The 14,790-nt window shown below is 69.3% G+C and carries 18 protein-coding genes; 12 read left to right on the top strand and 6 right to left on the bottom strand.

The features are described 5' to 3' along the window. Positions 1–6: 6 nt before the first annotated feature. Complete coding sequence (locus AC3A84_RS13195; RefSeq protein WP_487970177.1) at positions 7–1,296, bottom strand: LysR family transcriptional regulator; 1,290 nt, start codon at positions 1,294–1,296, stop codon at positions 7–9. A gap of 188 nt (positions 1,297–1,484) precedes the next feature. Between AC3A84_RS13195 and AC3A84_RS13200 the strand changes: the two genes are divergently transcribed. From AC3A84_RS13200 to AC3A84_RS13215, 4 genes are all read left to right on the top strand, one after another. After that, the gene (locus AC3A84_RS13200) at positions 1,485–2,450 is read left to right on the top strand and encodes a ketopantoate reductase family protein (protein ID WP_487970178.1); all 966 of its coding nucleotides are present in this window, start codon (positions 1,485–1,487) and stop codon (positions 2,448–2,450) included. A 104-nt stretch (positions 2,451–2,554) separates the two neighbouring features. Beyond that, positions 2,555–3,457: a glutamate ABC transporter substrate-binding protein gene (locus AC3A84_RS13205; RefSeq protein WP_487970180.1), complete on the top strand. Its 903-nt coding sequence runs from the start codon at positions 2,555–2,557 to the stop codon at positions 3,455–3,457. Positions 3,458–3,474: 17 nt separating this feature from the next. After that, positions 3,475–4,140: an amino acid ABC transporter permease gene (locus AC3A84_RS13210; protein ID WP_487970182.1), complete on the top strand. Its 666-nt coding sequence runs from the start codon at positions 3,475–3,477 to the stop codon at positions 4,138–4,140. Beyond that, positions 4,137–4,937, top strand: a complete 801-nt coding sequence (locus tag AC3A84_RS13215) for an amino acid ABC transporter permease (protein WP_487970184.1) — start codon at positions 4,137–4,139, stop codon at positions 4,935–4,937. The genes AC3A84_RS13210 and AC3A84_RS13215 overlap by 4 nt, the downstream gene beginning before the upstream one ends. 92 nt (positions 4,938–5,029) lie before the next feature. Here AC3A84_RS13215 and AC3A84_RS13220 read toward each other — a convergent pair whose 3' ends face one another. Next, positions 5,030–5,974: a LysR family transcriptional regulator gene (locus tag AC3A84_RS13220; protein ID WP_487970185.1), complete on the bottom strand. Its 945-nt coding sequence runs from the start codon at positions 5,972–5,974 to the stop codon at positions 5,030–5,032. A 112-nt stretch (positions 5,975–6,086) separates the two neighbouring features. Between AC3A84_RS13220 and AC3A84_RS13225 the strand changes: the two genes are divergently transcribed. The 6 genes from AC3A84_RS13225 to aroQ are packed head-to-tail and all read left to right on the top strand — an operon-like array spanning position 6,087 to position 10,528. Continuing rightward, a complete protein-coding gene (locus tag AC3A84_RS13225; protein ID WP_487970187.1) occupies positions 6,087–7,016 on the top strand; it encodes a ketopantoate reductase family protein in 930 nt (309 codons plus the stop codon). Positions 7,017–7,050: 34 nt separating this feature from the next. Next, on the top strand, positions 7,051–7,464 hold the full coding sequence (locus AC3A84_RS13230; RefSeq protein WP_487970189.1) for a VOC family protein: 414 nt from the start codon (positions 7,051–7,053) through the stop codon (positions 7,462–7,464). A gap of 29 nt (positions 7,465–7,493) precedes the next feature. Beyond that, a complete protein-coding gene (locus AC3A84_RS13235; RefSeq protein ID WP_487970191.1) occupies positions 7,494–7,973 on the top strand; it encodes a MaoC family dehydratase in 480 nt (159 codons plus the stop codon). Continuing rightward, positions 7,970–9,235 carry a CaiB/BaiF CoA transferase family protein gene (locus AC3A84_RS13240; protein ID WP_487970192.1) on the top strand — a complete coding sequence of 422 codons (1,266 nt, stop codon included), beginning with the start codon at positions 7,970–7,972 and terminating at the stop codon, positions 9,233–9,235. The genes AC3A84_RS13235 and AC3A84_RS13240 overlap by 4 nt, the downstream gene beginning before the upstream one ends. After that, entirely contained in the window at positions 9,232–10,053 is an 822-nt protein-coding gene (gene aroE, locus AC3A84_RS13245; RefSeq protein WP_487970193.1) for a shikimate dehydrogenase, read from the top strand. Before AC3A84_RS13240 ends, aroE begins: the two co-directional genes overlap by 4 nt. A 28-nt stretch (positions 10,054–10,081) precedes the next feature. Then, positions 10,082–10,528: a type II 3-dehydroquinate dehydratase gene (gene aroQ / locus AC3A84_RS13250; protein WP_487970195.1), complete on the top strand. Its 447-nt coding sequence runs from the start codon at positions 10,082–10,084 to the stop codon at positions 10,526–10,528. Here aroQ and AC3A84_RS13255 read toward each other — a convergent pair. From AC3A84_RS13255 to AC3A84_RS13265, 3 genes are all read right to left on the bottom strand, one after another. Next, the gene (locus AC3A84_RS13255) at positions 10,500–10,844 is read right to left on the bottom strand and encodes a chaperone modulator CbpM (RefSeq protein WP_487970197.1); all 345 of its coding nucleotides are present in this window, start codon (positions 10,842–10,844) and stop codon (positions 10,500–10,502) included. The genes aroQ and AC3A84_RS13255 overlap by 29 nt on opposite strands. 4 nt (positions 10,845–10,848) lie before the next feature. Further along, the gene (locus AC3A84_RS13260) at positions 10,849–11,838 is read right to left on the bottom strand and encodes a DnaJ C-terminal domain-containing protein (protein WP_487970198.1); all 990 of its coding nucleotides are present in this window, start codon (positions 11,836–11,838) and stop codon (positions 10,849–10,851) included. Positions 11,839–11,982: 144 nt separating this feature from the next. Further along, positions 11,983–13,227: a CaiB/BaiF CoA transferase family protein gene (locus AC3A84_RS13265; protein ID WP_487970200.1), complete on the bottom strand. Its 1,245-nt coding sequence runs from the start codon at positions 13,225–13,227 to the stop codon at positions 11,983–11,985. A 246-nt stretch (positions 13,228–13,473) separates the two neighbouring features. On the opposite strand from AC3A84_RS13265, the gene AC3A84_RS13270 reads away from it, so the two are divergent. Beyond that, a complete protein-coding gene (locus tag AC3A84_RS13270; RefSeq protein ID WP_092939804.1) occupies positions 13,474–13,779 on the top strand; it encodes a winged helix-turn-helix transcriptional regulator in 306 nt (101 codons plus the stop codon). Positions 13,780–13,898: 119 nt separating this feature from the next. After that, entirely contained in the window at positions 13,899–14,258 is a 360-nt protein-coding gene (locus tag AC3A84_RS13275; protein WP_487970202.1) for an FKBP-type peptidyl-prolyl cis-trans isomerase, read from the top strand. Between the two features lie 94 nt (positions 14,259–14,352). Here AC3A84_RS13275 and AC3A84_RS13280 read toward each other — a convergent pair whose 3' ends face one another. After that, positions 14,353–14,769: a nuclear transport factor 2 family protein gene (locus AC3A84_RS13280; RefSeq protein ID WP_487970204.1), complete on the bottom strand. Its 417-nt coding sequence runs from the start codon at positions 14,767–14,769 to the stop codon at positions 14,353–14,355. Between the last annotated feature and the right edge of the window lie 21 nt (positions 14,770–14,790).

Here is a 14,790-nt window from a genome sequence, read left to right on the forward strand (position 1 = left end):
CAGGGCCTACGCAGGCCGGGTGCCCACGGCCTGGCTGCAGGCCTGCAGGAACAACTGCAAATCGGGCGAGGCGACGCTCAAGGCGCGCGTCGCCAGCCCGATGCGCCGGCGTGTGGAAGGCAGCTTCACTGGAACGATCTCCAGCTGCCCGCCGTGGTCGTGCCGCAGCGATTCGCCGCGCGATGCCAGCGCCAACCGGCCGGTCTGCAGGACGAAAGCCTGCGTCATCACGGGGCTGCTCGCACGCAAGTCGCCACGCGGGGGCTCCAGCCCCTGGCTGGCGAAGAGCCGCACCAGGGCCTGGTCCGCCGGCGTGCCGGGCAGCGGCGTCACCCAGCGCCACTGCAGCAGATCGGCCAGCTGCAGGCGTTTGCGGCGCAATACCGCATGGCCTGCGGGAGCCACCACCACCAGCTCGTCGTCCAACAGGTGCAGCTGCCGCACCTCGTCGGCCGGCGCATCCGAGCGCAGGGCCCCGGCGATGGCGTCGATGTCCGCGCCCAGCAACTGCTGCATGAGGCTCTCGTAGGTGCCGTCCACGATGGCGACCTCGATGTCCGGGTGGCTGGCCGCAAGATCCTCCACCGCACGCGGCAGGAAGATGCCCACCGAGAGCGGCAGCACGCCCACCACCACGCGGCCCCGGACAGCGCCGCGCCAGGCGGACAGATCACTCTCCATGCCCCGCAGCTCGGCCAGCGCCAGCTTCACGCGGCGCAGCAGCGCCTCGCCTGCAGGCGTCAGACGGGTGCCGAAGGAGAGTTTGTAGAAAAGCGGCAGGGCCAGGGCGCCCTCCAGCCCCGCCAGCGCCGCATGCACAGCAGGCTGGCCGATGCCCAAGCGCCTTGCGGCCAGGGATTCGCTGCCGCAGCCAGCGATCGCCACCAGCGCGCGCAACTGCCCGGCGGGTACGGTGTCGGCGAACCGCGGCGGCACCGGCACGCGGCGGCGGCCACCCGACACGGACACGGCGGCGGCATGCGCTTCGGCCGCGCCGGTGGTCAGGTGCGCCAGCAGGGCCTCGGTGCGCGCAGCCAACTGGCTGCCGGGCGCCGTCGGCATCATGCCGCGCGCGCCGCGCTGAAAGAGCGGCACGCTGCAGGCGGCCTCCAGCTGCTGCACCGCCCGCGCCACGGCCGGCTGCGACAGGTGCATGGCGCGGGCGGCCTGCGTGGTGCTGCCGTGGCGGACCACGCCCAGCAGGGCCCGCAGCGGGCGCAGCTGCGCCGCCAGCGCCGGAAAGCCCTGGGCATCGCTGTTCGCCGAAGCGGGCGTCGGGGTGAGAGGCGGCGTCATGGCGTCGGGAAAGAGCGGGAGGAATCGAGGGGCAGCGGGGCGAGGGGCATGAAGAGCCGAAAGGAATTCTTTCATAAGCCCGGCGCAACGCCCACAGGGGTGCCCCGGCCTCCCGGCGCCAACCGGCCGCACTGCAATGCACCCCGCTCCGTCGTACGATCCTGGCCGCCCTTGAGGAGAAGAGCCCCATGACCGCACCGCAGCCCGCCACCCCCGTCGCAGCCACCACCGCAACCACCGCCCCGCCGCTGCTGCGCATCGCCGTGATGGGCGCCGGCGCCGTCGGCTGCTACTTCGGCGCCCTGCTGGCGCGGGCCGGCCATGCGGTCACGCTGATCGGCCGGCAGGCGCACATCGAAGCCATCCGTGCGCACGGCCTGCGGCTGCAGACCGCCGCGCTGAACGAATACGTGCCCATGGCGGCCGACACCGCCCCCGCCGCGGTGCGCGGCGCCGACGTCGTGCTGTTCTGCGTCAAATCCACCGACACCGAAGACGCCGCCCGCCAGATCCGCCCGCATCTCGCGCCCGGCGCCCTGGTGCTCACGCTGCAGAACGGCGTGGACAACGACGAGCGCGTGCGCGCCGTTCTGGGCGATGCGCACGCCGTGGCCGCCGCCGTGGTCTATGTCGCCACCGAAATGGCCGGTCCCGGCCACGTGCGGCACCACGGCCGGGGTGAGCTGGTGATCGCGCCCTCGCCCGCCAGCGCCACCGTTGCGCAGCAGTTCAGCGCGGCCGGCATCGCCACTGAAGTGTCAGGCAACGTGCGCGGCGCGCTCTGGGCCAAGTTGGTCATCAACTGCGCCTACAACGCCCTCTCGGCGCTCTCGCAGCAGCCCTACGGCCGGCTGGTGCAGACAAGCGGCGTGGCCGATGTGATCGAAGACCTGGTGGCCGAATGCCTGGCCGTAGCGGAGGCTGACGGCATCCGCATCCCGGGTGACGTGCGCGCCGCCGTGCGGGGCATTGCAGCGACCATGCCGGGGCAGCTGTCGTCCACCGCGCAGGACCTGGCACGGCGCAAGCCCAGCGAGATCGACCATCTCAACGGCTACGTGGTGCAGCGCGGCAAGGCGCTGGGGGTGGCGACTCCGGTGAACCAGGCGCTCTGGGTGCTGGTGAAGCTGGTAGAGGCCGGCAAGCAGGGCTAGCGGGCGGCCGCTGCGCACCATTTGCAGCCATTCACCCACATCGGCAGGCCTATGGCAGTGCTATACATTGCCCGAATCAACACATCACCATCCAGGAGGACCACGTGCCCATCAAAACCGTTCTGAAATCCGCCGTGGCGACGCTGGCGCTGGCGGGCAGTGGATCGCTCTTCGCACAAGGCGCCCCCATCGATGCCGCCGCGTTCGACGCCCTGGTGGCCAAAGGTCCCGTCGCCACGGCCGAAGCCATCGCAGCCAGCCCGTGGGCCACCAAGATCAAGCAGGCGGGCACGCTGCGCCTGGGCGGCACGCAGACCTCGAACCTGTTCTCGCTGCTCAACGAAAAGGACGGCAAGATGCGCGGCTTCGACGCGGGCCTGTCGCAGCTCCTCGCGCGCTACATCCTGGGCGATGGCGCCAAGATCCAGTTCACGCAGGTGAACTCGTCCACGCGAGAACAGGTGCTCATCAACGATCAGGTGGACCTGGTCGTGGCCACCTACTCCATCACGCCCGCCCGCGCCGAGAAGATCTCGTTCGCAGGCCCCTACTACACCTCGCAGGCCGGGGTGCTGGTCAAGGCGAACAACAAGTCCATCCAGTCGTACAACGACCTGGCCGGCAAGAAGGTCGCCACGCAGGCCGGCTCCACGGGTCCGGCGATCCTCGCGCAGTTCGCGCCCAAGAGCACGGTGCAGGAATTCCAGACGCACCAAGAAGCGCTTGATTCGCTGCGCCAGGGCCGCGTGGACGCCTACGTGACCGACTACACCCTGCTGCTCAACACCCTGAGCCTGGGCACCGGCGACGCCAAGCTCGCGGGCACGCCCTTCGGCGCGCAAGACCCCTACGGCATCGGCCTGCGCAAGGGCTCCGACGGCGTGGCCTTCGTCAACGCCTTCCTGAAGAAGATCGAGGCCGACGGCACCTGGGCCAAGCTCTGGACCATCTCCATCGGCCAGCGCACCGGCAGCACGGCCGTGCCGACGCCGCCCGCCCTGCCCTGACCTGACCGAACGGAACGATGGGCGACAACATCTCCAGGCTCCTCGCCGACCATGGGCCTGCCTTCTGGCAGGCCCTTTTGCTGACGTGGAAGCTCACCGCGCTGTCGTTCGTGCCCGGCGTCGTGCTGGGCGTGGCCGTGGCGGCGCTGCGGCTCTTTCCGCTGCCCCCGCTGCGCGGCTTTCTCACGTTCTACGTCGAGGTCTTCCGCAACATCCCCAGCGTGGCGCTGCTGATCTTCATCGTGTTCGCGCTGCCCGATCTCGAATTCGTGATCGACTACGAGCCCAGCGTGATCCTCACGCTGGTCCTGGTCTGCTCCGCCTTCACGGCCGACTACCTGCGCGCGGGCATCAACACCATCCCCAGCGGCCAGATCGAGGCCGCGCTCAGCCTGGGCATGCGGCCCGCGCGGATCATCTATTCGGTCGTGCTGCCGCAGGCGCTGCGCTCGGTGGTGCAGCCGATGACCTCGCTGCTCATCGCGCTGATGCTGTCCACCTCGCTCGCATCGCAGGTGCCCATGCCGGGCCGGGAGCTGACCGCGCTCGTCTCCAAGCTCGCCAACGACTCCGCCGCCGGCATGGCCGCATTCGCCGTGGCCGCCGCGATGTATGTGGCGACCGGCCTGCTCATCGCCTGGGCCGGCGCCATGCTGGACAACAAAGTGCGCATACTGCGATGAGCCGATCGCTGGAAGACACCTTGTTCGGCACGCCCAGCCCCCGGGCACGCACCATCACCCAGGTGGTCAGCGTGATCGCGGCGGGCCTGCTGCTCCTGCTGGCCGCCGGCATCGCCTACCGCTTTCATTCCGCCGGGCAACTGGAAGGCCGGCTCTGGCAATTCTTCGCCTGGCCCACGACCTGGGCCTTCCTCGCCAAGGGCCTGCTCGGCACACTGCAGTCAGCGGCGATGGGCGCCGCCATCGCCCTGGCCCTGGGCCTGGTGCTGATGGCCGGGCGCCTGGCGCGGCCCCGCATCCTGCGCTGGCCCAGCATCGCGGCCATCGAATTCCTGCGCGGCACGCCGACGCTGCTGCTCATCTACCTGTGTTTTCTGGTGCTGCCCTCGACCGGCATCAAGCTCAGCACCTACTGGATGCTGACCTTGCCCATCGCCCTGAGCACCGCTGCGGTGGTGGCCGAGGTCTATCGCGCCGGCGTGCTCGCCGTCCCCCGCGGGCAGACCGACGCCGCCCGCAGCCTGGGGCTCACCGAAACGCAGGTCTTCTTCACCATCGTCTTTCCCCAGGCCCTGCGCTACATCGTCCCGGCCCTGGTCGCGCAACTGGTCATCGTGGTGAAAGACACCACCTTCGGCTATGTCGTGACCTATGGGGAACTGATGCAGAACGCCAAGGTGCTCATCGCGAACTACCACTCGCTGGTACCGGTGTATCTCGTGGTGGCGGGGCTGTATTGCCTGGTGAATTACGGGATATCGCGGGCGAGCAAATGGCTGGGGCGGCCAGTCTATTAACTGACCACCGGATCGGTTACCGCTGGGCCGAGAGCGGGCGTGCGCATGCAGATGGTTTCATCAGAAAGCAGCGATGCCACGCAGTAGCGCCGTCAGTCCCCTGTACGGCCTGGCTGGGCTCTCTCAGATGAACGGAGAAAAAGCCCGGAACAGACACCCCGCAACCAGCGGTTGCCAGGATCCTGATGGAACCGCGCATGCCAGTGCTGCCGGACCTGGAAGCCCGGAATGGGGACCGGGCAGTCCAGCACCTGCAGGCCGCCGATGGCCGCCAGGGTTTCGCCGATGTGGCGGGGCAGCGTAGCGATCAGGTCGGTGGTGGAGAGAATGGCCGGCAGGCCCAGGAAGCCGGGGAGGCTCAGCGCCAGGCGGCGCTCGACGCCCAGGCGGCGGATGGTGGCGTCGAGCAACTGGGCCCCCGTGCCGTAAACGATGCCGGCATGCGCTTCGCGGCTGTAGTCGTCCAGGCCGAAGGCGCCAGGGCGGATGCGGGGGTGGTCAGGATGCGCCAGGCAAACCCAGTCCTGGTCATAGAGGGCTTGCTGATAGAAGCCCGCATCCAGCGTGGGGATGAAGCCCAGCGCCAGATCCGCGGCGCCCGATTCCAGTTCCGCGCCCATGCCGGCGTGGATGGGCGCGGCTTCCAGCGACACGCCCGGCGCCAGGGCGCGCACCTGCGAGAAGAGGCGCGGCAGCAGAGTGATGTGGCTCGCATCGGTCATGAAGATGCGGAACCGACGCGGCATGGTCGCGGGGTCGAAGACCGACTGCTGCGATTCGGCGGCGATGGAGCGCAGCCCCTGCAGCACGCTGCGCACGGTCGCGATCATGGCCTCCACGCGCGGCGTGGGCAGCATGCCCTGCGGGGTGCGCACGAAGAGCGGATCGCCCAGCTGCGTGCGCAGCCGGGCCAGCCAGATGCTGACCGTGGGCTGGGTCTGGCCCAGCGCTTCGGCGGTGCGCGTAACGCTGCCGGTGCTGTAGAGCAGGTCCATCAACTGCAATTGCCTGCCGTCCAGCAGGGGAAGGTCGGGCATGGGGGCCTCCGGCAGCATCATGTTGAATCGACATGGAGTTTATGTGACCCATGCGATTTACCACATGAAATGCAACACCAAGAATGGTGCCCATTCACAGGAGATGCATTTGATGAAGATCGCAGTGCTGGGCGCCGGCGCATTGGGTTGCGCTATCGGGGGGGCGCTGGCAGAGGCCGGCAACGACGTGGTGCTCATCAACCGCAACCCGGCCCATGTGGACGCGATCCGCGCCCACGGGCTGCGCATGCGGGGGCCGGCCAGCGAGCGCTGCGTCGCGGTGCGCGCCGAGCGGGACTGCGCGGCGCTCGCACCGGCCGAACTGGTCATCGTGCTCGTCAAGTCGTTCCACACGCAGGAGGCGATCCGCGCGGCGACGCCGCTGATCGGCCCCGATACGGTCGTGCTGTCGCTGCAGAACGGGCTGGGGCACGAGGACATCCTGGCCGACGCGGTAGGCCGTGAGCGCGTGGTCGCCGGCAAGACCTATGTGGGCGGCGTGATGCTGGCGCCCGGCCACATCATCAGCGGCACCGAGGGCAAGGAGACGCTGATCGGCGAGCTGGACGGAGGCGACAGCGCGCGCATCCGCCACATCGCCGCCACCTTCGAGGCGGCCGGCCTGCGCACCACGGTCAGCACGAACATCATGGGCACGATCTGGGACAAGCTGCTGATCAACGTGGCCACGGGCGCCGTCAGCAGCATCACGGGCCTGCCCTACGGTCCGCTGTACGCCATTGCCGAGATCGAGACCGCCGCCGTGGCCGCTGTGCAGGAGGCGATGGACGTGGCCCGCGCCAGCGGCGTGCCGCTTTCCTACACCGACCCGAAAGCCGCCTGGGCCAAGGCCACCGCCGGCCTGCCCGAGGACTTCAAGACCTCGATGCTGCAGAGCCTGGAAAAGGGCTCCATCACCGAGATCGACTTCATCAACGGCGCCGTCGTGCGCTGGGGCCAGCGCTGCGGCGTGCCCACCCCCGTCAATGCCACGCTGGTGGCGTGCGTCAAGGGCATCGAGATCGCGCGCCAGGCCCGCTGAGCGCGCGCAAATCACCGACCAGGAGACACCCAACATGACCACCACTCCCTTCACCCCGCCCACCCGGGCCTACGTCGAGCACGTCGCCATCCGCGTGCGCGACATCCACTGGCACATCCGCTTCTTCTACGAGGTGCTGGGCATGGACGTGCGCGAGATCGACGGCCCCACCGACGACCCGCGCCAGTACTGGACGCTGGGCGGCCTGCAGCTGATGGCGACGCCCGATTTCCAGGCGCCGCCCAGCAACGACGCCGGCTGGCTGGCCCACCTGGGCGTGATGGTGGACGACCTGGAGGCCGCCCTGGCCGCCGCCGCGCCCTGGGGCGTGAAGGCACTGCCACAGGGCCGCAACTGGCTTCAGCTGCCCGACGGCCTGGCCATCGAACTGATCCAGGCCGCCCCCGGCAGCGTGGCGCAGGCCCTGGCCGTGAAGCCGCGCGGCTGACAGACAACGACAACCGGAGACACGACAACATGCAACTGACCCCGCCTCCCCTGCACTTCGACACGCCCGAGAAGTACTGGGACGACGCCCGCGAGGGCGACACCTGCACCAGCCCCGAGTACCAAGTGACCGAGGCCCGCATCAATGCCTATGCCGAGCTGACCGGCGACTACACGCCGGTCCACATCGACGAGGACTACGCCAAGACCACGCCGTTCGGCACCCGTGTGGCGCACGGCTTGTTCGGTCTCTCGATCGCCGACGGCCTGAAGACGCGCAGCGAATACCGCTTCCTGCCCGGCATGTCGCTGGGCTGGACCTGGGACTTCCTGCTGCCCATCAAGATCAACGACCGGCTGCATGTGCGCTTCACGGTCACCGGGCTGCGCGCATCGAAGAGCCGGCCGGGCTGGGGCATCGTCATCCTGCCCTCCGAACTGGTCAACCAGCACGGCGAGGTCGTGCAGAAGGGCGAACACCGCCTGATGATTCCGCGGAGGCCCGCATGAGCACCGTAACCGGAGCACCGAACAACGCCCAGCCGCTGCCGCTGGCAGGCATCCGCGTCATCGACTATTCGCACTTCCTGGCCGGCCCCTACGTGGGCCGTTGCCTGGCGGGCCTGGGCGCCGAGGTCATCAAGGTCGAGCGCCCGGTCACCGGCGACGCGGGCCGCCACCACGCCTGGTTCGTGGGCGAGGACGACGCGTATTCGGGCTACTTCCTGCAGCTCAACATGGGCAAGCAGGGACTGTCGGTCAACACCAAGGACCCGCGCGGCAAGGCGCTGATGCACAAGCTCGTGGACAGCGCCGACGTCTTCATCGAGAACTACCGCCCTGGTGCGCTGGATAAATTGGGCCTGGGCTATGCCGAGCTGAGCCAGCGCAACCCCGGCCTGGTGTACTGCTCCATCTCCGCCTACGGCCACACGGGCCCCGACGCGCACCGCGCAGGCTTCGGCCTGATCGCGGAGGCCAAGAGCGGCATCATGCAAATGGTGGGCACGCCGGGCGAGGCGCCGCCGCTGCTGCGCATCTCGCTGGGCGACATGTACACCGGCATCCATGCGGTGGCGGCCATCAACGCCGCCCTGCTGGGCCGTGTGAAGAGCGGCCGGGGCCAGCACATCGACATGGCGCTCTACGACACGCTGGTGTCCATGCACGAGTACGCCGTGCAGTGCTACACCCTGTCGGGCGGCAGGGTGCTGCCCGAGCAGACGGGGCACGACATGCCCACCTCCACGCTCTACGGGGTGTTCCGCGCGGGCGATGGCGACCTGGTGATCGCCGCGCAGGTGGACGACGCCTGGAAGCGCTTCGCGGCGATGGTCGAAGCGCATGGCGGACCCGCCGGTTTCGGCGCGGATGCGCGCTTTCACACGTCCACCGGCCGCAACACCCATCGTCTGGAGATCCTGGCCGTGGTCCAACCCTGGGTCGCGGCGCGGCAGGTGGCCGAGGTGCTGGCGCTGCTGGACGGCATCGATGTGCCCTGCGCCAAGGTGCAGCGGATCGACGAGGTGCTGGCCGACCCGCAGATGCAGGCGCGCGGCATGGTGGTGGAGCAGGACCATCCCGTGCTCGGCAAGATCCGCCTGCCCAACCTGCCCTTCAGGTTCTCGGGGTGCGACACCACCATCCGCCAGGTCGCGCCGGACCTGGGCCAGCACAACGCGGAGATCGCCGCGGCGCTGGGCTACAGCACCGAGGAAATCGCCCAGATGCAGGCCGACGGCGTGCTCTACACACAGGAGATGAAGCAATGAGCGACACATACGCCGTCATCGGCAACCCCATCGGCCATACCAAGTCGCCGCTGATCCACGGCATGTTCGCCGAGGCGACCGGCCAGGACATCGTCTACACCGCCATCGAAGGCCGTGTGGGCGGCTTCGTCGAAGATGCGGCGGCCTTCCGCGCCGCAGGCGGCCGCGGCATGAACGTCACCGCCCCCTTCAAGCTGGACGCCTTCGCCTGGGCCACCGAGCGCTCGGCGCGCGCCAGCCTGGCGGGGGCCGTCAACGCGCTGAAGTTCGAGGGCGAGCGCGTGCTGGCCGAGAACTTCGACGGCGTGGGCCTGACGCGCGACGTGGTGGACAACCTGGGCTTCGCCCTGCGCGGCCAGCGCGTGCTCATTCTGGGCGCGGGCGGCGCCACGCGCGGCGCGCTGCTGCCCTTCCTGGAGCAGGCGCCTGCCGAGCTGGTCATCGCCAACCGCACGGTCGAGAAGGCCCAGGCGCTGGCGCACGAGCTGCAGGCCCACGGGGCGCTGCGCGGCTGCGGCTATGACGATCTGCAGGGCGAGCGCTTCGACATCGTCTTCAACGCCACCTCGGCCAGCCTGCGCGGCGAACAGCCGCCCGTGCCGGCCACGGTGTTCGCGCCGGAAGGCCTGGCCTACGAGCTGGCCTACGGCAAGGGCCTGACGCCCTTCCTGCGCCTGGCGCAGCAAGCCGGCGTGCAGCGGCTGGCGGACGGCGTGGGCATGCTGGTGGAACAGGCGGCCGAGGCCTTCGACTGGTGGCGCGGCGTGCGGCCCGACACAACCGCCGTCATCGCCAAGCTGACCGTGCCGCTGCGCTGAGCACGGGGCCTCTCAGGGAGACAGAGCCATGAAATTCCTCATGCTGCACGGCATCAACCACAACATGTTCGGCAAGCGCGACCCGAAGCAGTACGGCACGATCACGCTGGAGCAGATCGACGGCCAGTTGCGGGATCTGGCGGGCGAATTGGGCGTGGAGGTGGAAAGCTTCCAGACCAACTACGAAGGCGCGATGTGCGAGCGCATCCACCAGGCCTACTTCGACGGACTCGATGGCGTGATGCTGAACGCCGGGGCCTGGACGCATTACAGCTACGGCATCCGCGACGCGCTCGCCATCCTGACCTGCCCCATCGTCGAGCTGCACATGTCCAACATTCACGCGCGCGAGCCGTTCCGGCACCACTCCGTGTTCGCCGAGATCGTGCAGGGACAGATCGCGGGGTTCGGCGTGGACAGCTACCGGATGGCGCTGCGCACTGCCGTCAGCCACGCCCGCGACCGGGTGGCGTAGAACAATCCCCCAGCCGCCGCCGCAGCCGCGCGATCTCTTCTTCGAGATCGGCGACCAGCGCGGCGAGCTCGGGGTTGGCGTCCATCGTGCGCTCGACGAAGGCCATGCGCCGGGCGCGCACCACGTGGGTGCTGGCGAAGCGCCACTGCACGCGGTCCACGCCGTCGCCCTGCGCGGACAACTCGAGCAGGCCGGACTCCACGCGCTCGATCACCCAGTGCGGCTCCACCGCGCAGGTGTGGGCGAAGTCGTGCAGGCCCAGGGTGTCGTCGTCCAGCAGCACCCCGGTGACGGAGGAAGAGGTTTCACGGCTCATGGCATCAGCTCCGAGGTGTGGGGTTGGCGTCGGCACGCGGATCGAAGGCCAGGTCGCGCGCCATGGCGGCATAGAGTTCGCGGGCGCGCGGCGTGTCGGCCGGCGGCCAGACGATGTCGAGCACCAGATACATGTCGCCCGCGGGGTTGCCGGGAATGCCCCGGCCCTTCAGGCGCAGCTTGCGGCCCGGGCGCGAGCCGGCCGGCACGGTGACCTGCAGCGTGCCGCCCGCGGGCGTGGTCACGTCCACGTCGCCGCCGAGCGCGGCCTCCCACGGGGCCACGCGCAGGGTCTGCGTCACGTCGCGGCCTTCGACCTGCCAGCGCGCATCGGGGTTGAAATGCACTTCGAGGTAGAGGTCGCCCGCGGACATGCCCTCGCCGCCCGGCGCGCCGTAGCCGGCCAGTCGGATCAGCTGGCCCTCCTTCACGCCCTGGGGAATGCGCACCTCCAGCGTGCGCTCGGTGGGCTGCACGCGGCCTTCGCCGTCCAGCTGGGCGCTGCGCAGGTGCATGGCGCGCGTGGCGCCGGCATAGGCGTCGGCCAAATCAATGTCGATGCGGGCATGGTGGTCGCGCCCGCGTGCGGCCTGGCGCGCGCGGCCGCCCCGGCCCTGCGCCGCAGCGGCATGGCCAAAGAGGGATTCGAAGAAATCGCTGTAGTCGGCGCCCTCGCCTTCCATGCCGCCGGGGCTGCCGGAAAATTCGAAGCCGCTGGCCCAGCCGGGCGGCGGCTGAAAGCCGTGTTCACCGCCCTCGCCATGGCCTGAGCCCGGGGGGCGCTGCTGCCCCAGCATGTCGTAGGCGGCGCGCTTTTCGGGGTCGGAGAGCACCGCGTAGGCCTCGTTCAGCTCGCTCATGCGGGCGGCGGCGTCGGGCTCCTTGCTCACGTCGGGGTGGTACTTGCGCGCCAGGCGCCGGTAGGCCTTCTTGACGGCGGCGGCGTCGGCGCCGCGCTCCACGCCCAGGGTCTGGTAGTAGTCCTTGAAATCCATCGGTTCAGGCTCCCACGGGTTGAGAGGCGCCGCAGGGCGCCCACTCTTGCGCACATGGTAGCGATCGGGCGGAACGCAAGCTCCGTCATCTGCCTGCCGATAACGAGGCGGCGTCGGAGTGACGCAGCGCGCAGCGCGCGTCGCCTAGGCCACTTCGCCCGCGGCCTGCAACGCGGCGATCGCCTCGGGCGGGTAGCCCAGCTCCTGCAGCAGCGCAGCCGTGTGCTCGCCGCGCTGCGGCGGGCTGCTGCGCACGCCCAGGCGCTGGCCGTCCATGCGCAGCGGCATGAGGGCGACGCGGGCGGTGTGGCCGGCGCGTTCGCCGTCGGGCAGGGTGACTTCGGCCAGGCCGCCGGTGGCGTTCAGGTGCGGGTCGTCGAAGAGCTGTTCGGGCCGGGCGATGGGCGCGAACGGCAGGCCGTGGCGCTCGAAGATCGCGGCCAGCTCGGCGGCGGGGTGCGCGGCCAGGCGGCGGCGCAGCTCGGGCAGCAGCGTGGCGCGGGCCCGCACCCGGTCGTTGTTGGTGGCGAGCTGCGGGTCGGCGCGCAGGTCGGCATAGCCCAGCGCGTCGCAGAAGGTGCGCCACTGCGCATCGCTCACGGCGGCCAGGAAGATCTGTTCGCCGCCCTGCACGCTGAACACGTCGTACACCGCCCAGGACGAGATGCGTTCGGGCATGGGCGCGGCCGGCTGGCCAGTGACGGCGTACTGCATCATGTGCTGGCCGACCAGGAAGACGTTGTTCTCGAACAGGGCGGCATCCACCTCCTGCCCGCGCCCGGTGGTGGCGCGCTGCATCAGCGCGGCCATGGCCCCGATGGCGCCGAACATGCCGCCCATGATGTCGTTCACGCTGCTGCCGGCGCGCAGCGGGTCGCCGGGGCGGCCGGTCATGTAGGCCAGGCCGCCCATCATCTGCACCACTTCGTCCAGCGCCGTGCGGTGCTCGTAGGGGCCGGGCAGAAAGCCCGCATGGTTCACATAGACCAGCCGCTCGTTCAGGCGCGAAAGCGCGGTGTAGTCCAGCCCGTAGCGGGCCATCACCCCGGGCTTGAAGTTCTGCGCCACCACGTCGGCTGACGAGGCGAGGCGAATGGCGACCTCCAGCCCGCCCGGGCTGCGCAGGTCCAGCGCGATGCTCTTCTTGTTGCGGTTGAACATGGCGAAGAAGCCGGCGCCCGCGCCCAGCAGGTGGCGCGTGCGGTCGCCCTCCACGGGCTCGACCTTGATGACCTCGGCGCCCAGGTCGGCCAGCACCATGCCGCAGGTCGGACCCATGACCATGTGAGAGAACTCCACCACGCGCAGGCCGGCGAGCGGCAGCGCGGCCCGGGCGGGCGGGGCGGATTGCGGGGCTGCGGCATCGGCCGCTGGGGTGCTGTGGTGCATGGCGTGGGCGGGCGGCAGGAGCCTGTGGATGCCGGGATTCTAGGAAGCGCCGCGGCCCCGTGGCATGTCTGCAACACATCATCACGATGAGGTTTTCACGGTCTAGCGCAGATAGCACTTCACTACTGAGCTATTAAACTTGTAGCAAATTCATTTCGCCGCTATATTGATAGCGATCTCGCGGAAGTCGCCACCAGCCCGGCGCGACGGCCAAACCCCCTGATACCTGAGCAAGGAGAAGCATCCATGAGCTCCAAAGAAAACGCCGCCATTAACCAGTTGTTCGAGAAGCTGGAATGCCGCTATGCCTTGCGCGTGCTGTGGGCCCTGCGCGACGGCCACCCGCAGACCTTCCGCCTGCTGCAGGACAGCGTGGGCGGCATCACCCCCAACACGCTGAACACCCGGATCAAGGAACTGCGCGAGTGCGGCCTTCTGGACCATGGCAGCGACGGCTACACCGTCACGCCCTCGGGCGTGGACCTGCTCAAGCGCCTGTCGGACGTGCAGGCCTTCGCCACCCGCTGGGCCGCCGCCCGCGTGAAGAAGTAAGTAATCGCCCCCAGCGCGCGCCCTGGCTCCGCGCTGACAGGCTTTTCGGGATGCAGCCCAGGCAATAACTGCGCATGCAGCTCATCTTTTCATAGCAAATTAGCATACCGAGGAACACCATGGCATTGACCACCACCGCATCCGGCCTGCAATACGAAGACACCGTTGTCGGCGAAGGTGCCGAGGCCACGCGCGGCCAGCACGTCAGCGTCCACTACACGGGCTGGCTCTACAACAACGGCGAGCAAGGCGCCAAGTTCGACTCCAGCCGCGACCGCAACGCCCCCTTCCAGTTCGGCCTGGGCGCCGGCATGGTCATCAAGGGCTGGGACGAAGGCGTTCAGGGCATGAAGGTGGGCGGCCAGCGCACGCTGATCATCCCCGCAGCCCTGGGCTACGGCGCACGCGGCGCGGGCGGCGTGATCCCACCGAACGCCACGCTGAAGTTCGACGTGGAACTGCTGGCCGTCGGCCGCTGATCGACCACGGCGGCAGCGCTTGCGCGCCGCGCTGAACGATTGCACCCTCCAAGCGGCCTGCGGGCCGCTTTTCTTTTGCCCGGATGATTGCGGCTCAGGCCTTAGGCACCACGGCGTACTTGTCGCCGACCTGCTCGCGCAGCGGGTGCGTGTCGTACACGATGCGCATGTCCTGGATGCGGGCGCTGCCCGGGCGGAACGTAAAGACGTCTACGCAGGTGAAATCCACCACGCTGCCATCGGCCAGCGTCCAGTTGTAGCGGAAATAAGCCGCCACACGCACGCCCTGCGGGTCGGCGGGCTGCACCGAGGCGAACAGGTCCAGCACCGTGATGACGCTGCGGCTGGAGGCCTGCGCCAGCCGCTGGAAGAACGCATCCGCGCGCATCGTTCCCAGGAAGGGAGAATGCACCATGCCGTCCGGCTCGAACGCGGCCACCAGGCCGGCGGTATCGCTCGCGTGCAGGCATTTCAGATAGGTACGGACGGTTTCCAGGGGGGCGTGATGCATGGTGGTTCGCTGGCAAAAAAC

The organism is Paracidovorax sp., from assembly GCF_057642795.1.

Coding starts and splice junctions, on each gene's coding strand:
- AC3A84_RS13200 (WP_487970178.1), top strand. CDS start 1,485: ATGACCGCACCGCAGCCCGCCACCCCCGTCGCAGCCACCACCGCAACC.
- AC3A84_RS13220 (WP_487970185.1), bottom strand. CDS start 5,974: ATGCCCGACCTTCCCCTGCTGGACGGCAGGCAATTGCAGTTGATGGAC.
- AC3A84_RS13215 (WP_487970184.1), top strand. CDS start 4,137: ATGAGCCGATCGCTGGAAGACACCTTGTTCGGCACGCCCAGCCCCCGG.
- aroE (WP_487970193.1), top strand. CDS start 9,232: ATGAGCGACACATACGCCGTCATCGGCAACCCCATCGGCCATACCAAG.
- aroQ (WP_487970195.1), top strand. CDS start 10,082: ATGAAATTCCTCATGCTGCACGGCATCAACCACAACATGTTCGGCAAG.
- AC3A84_RS13280 (WP_487970204.1), bottom strand. CDS start 14,769: ATGCATCACGCCCCCCTGGAAACCGTCCGTACCTATCTGAAATGCCTG.
- AC3A84_RS13225 (WP_487970187.1), top strand. CDS start 6,087: ATGAAGATCGCAGTGCTGGGCGCCGGCGCATTGGGTTGCGCTATCGGG.
- AC3A84_RS13210 (WP_487970182.1), top strand. CDS start 3,475: ATGGGCGACAACATCTCCAGGCTCCTCGCCGACCATGGGCCTGCCTTC.
- AC3A84_RS13255 (WP_487970197.1), bottom strand. CDS start 10,844: ATGAGCCGTGAAACCTCTTCCTCCGTCACCGGGGTGCTGCTGGACGAC.
- AC3A84_RS13260 (WP_487970198.1), bottom strand. CDS start 11,838: ATGGATTTCAAGGACTACTACCAGACCCTGGGCGTGGAGCGCGGCGCC.
- AC3A84_RS13195 (WP_487970177.1), bottom strand. CDS start 1,296: ATGACGCCGCCTCTCACCCCGACGCCCGCTTCGGCGAACAGCGATGCC.
- AC3A84_RS13265 (WP_487970200.1), bottom strand. CDS start 13,227: ATGCACCACAGCACCCCAGCGGCCGATGCCGCAGCCCCGCAATCCGCC.
- AC3A84_RS13270 (WP_092939804.1), top strand. CDS start 13,474: ATGAGCTCCAAAGAAAACGCCGCCATTAACCAGTTGTTCGAGAAGCTG.
- AC3A84_RS13230 (WP_487970189.1), top strand. CDS start 7,051: ATGACCACCACTCCCTTCACCCCGCCCACCCGGGCCTACGTCGAGCAC.
- AC3A84_RS13275 (WP_487970202.1), top strand. CDS start 13,899: ATGGCATTGACCACCACCGCATCCGGCCTGCAATACGAAGACACCGTT.
- AC3A84_RS13240 (WP_487970192.1), top strand. CDS start 7,970: ATGAGCACCGTAACCGGAGCACCGAACAACGCCCAGCCGCTGCCGCTG.
- AC3A84_RS13235 (WP_487970191.1), top strand. CDS start 7,494: ATGCAACTGACCCCGCCTCCCCTGCACTTCGACACGCCCGAGAAGTAC.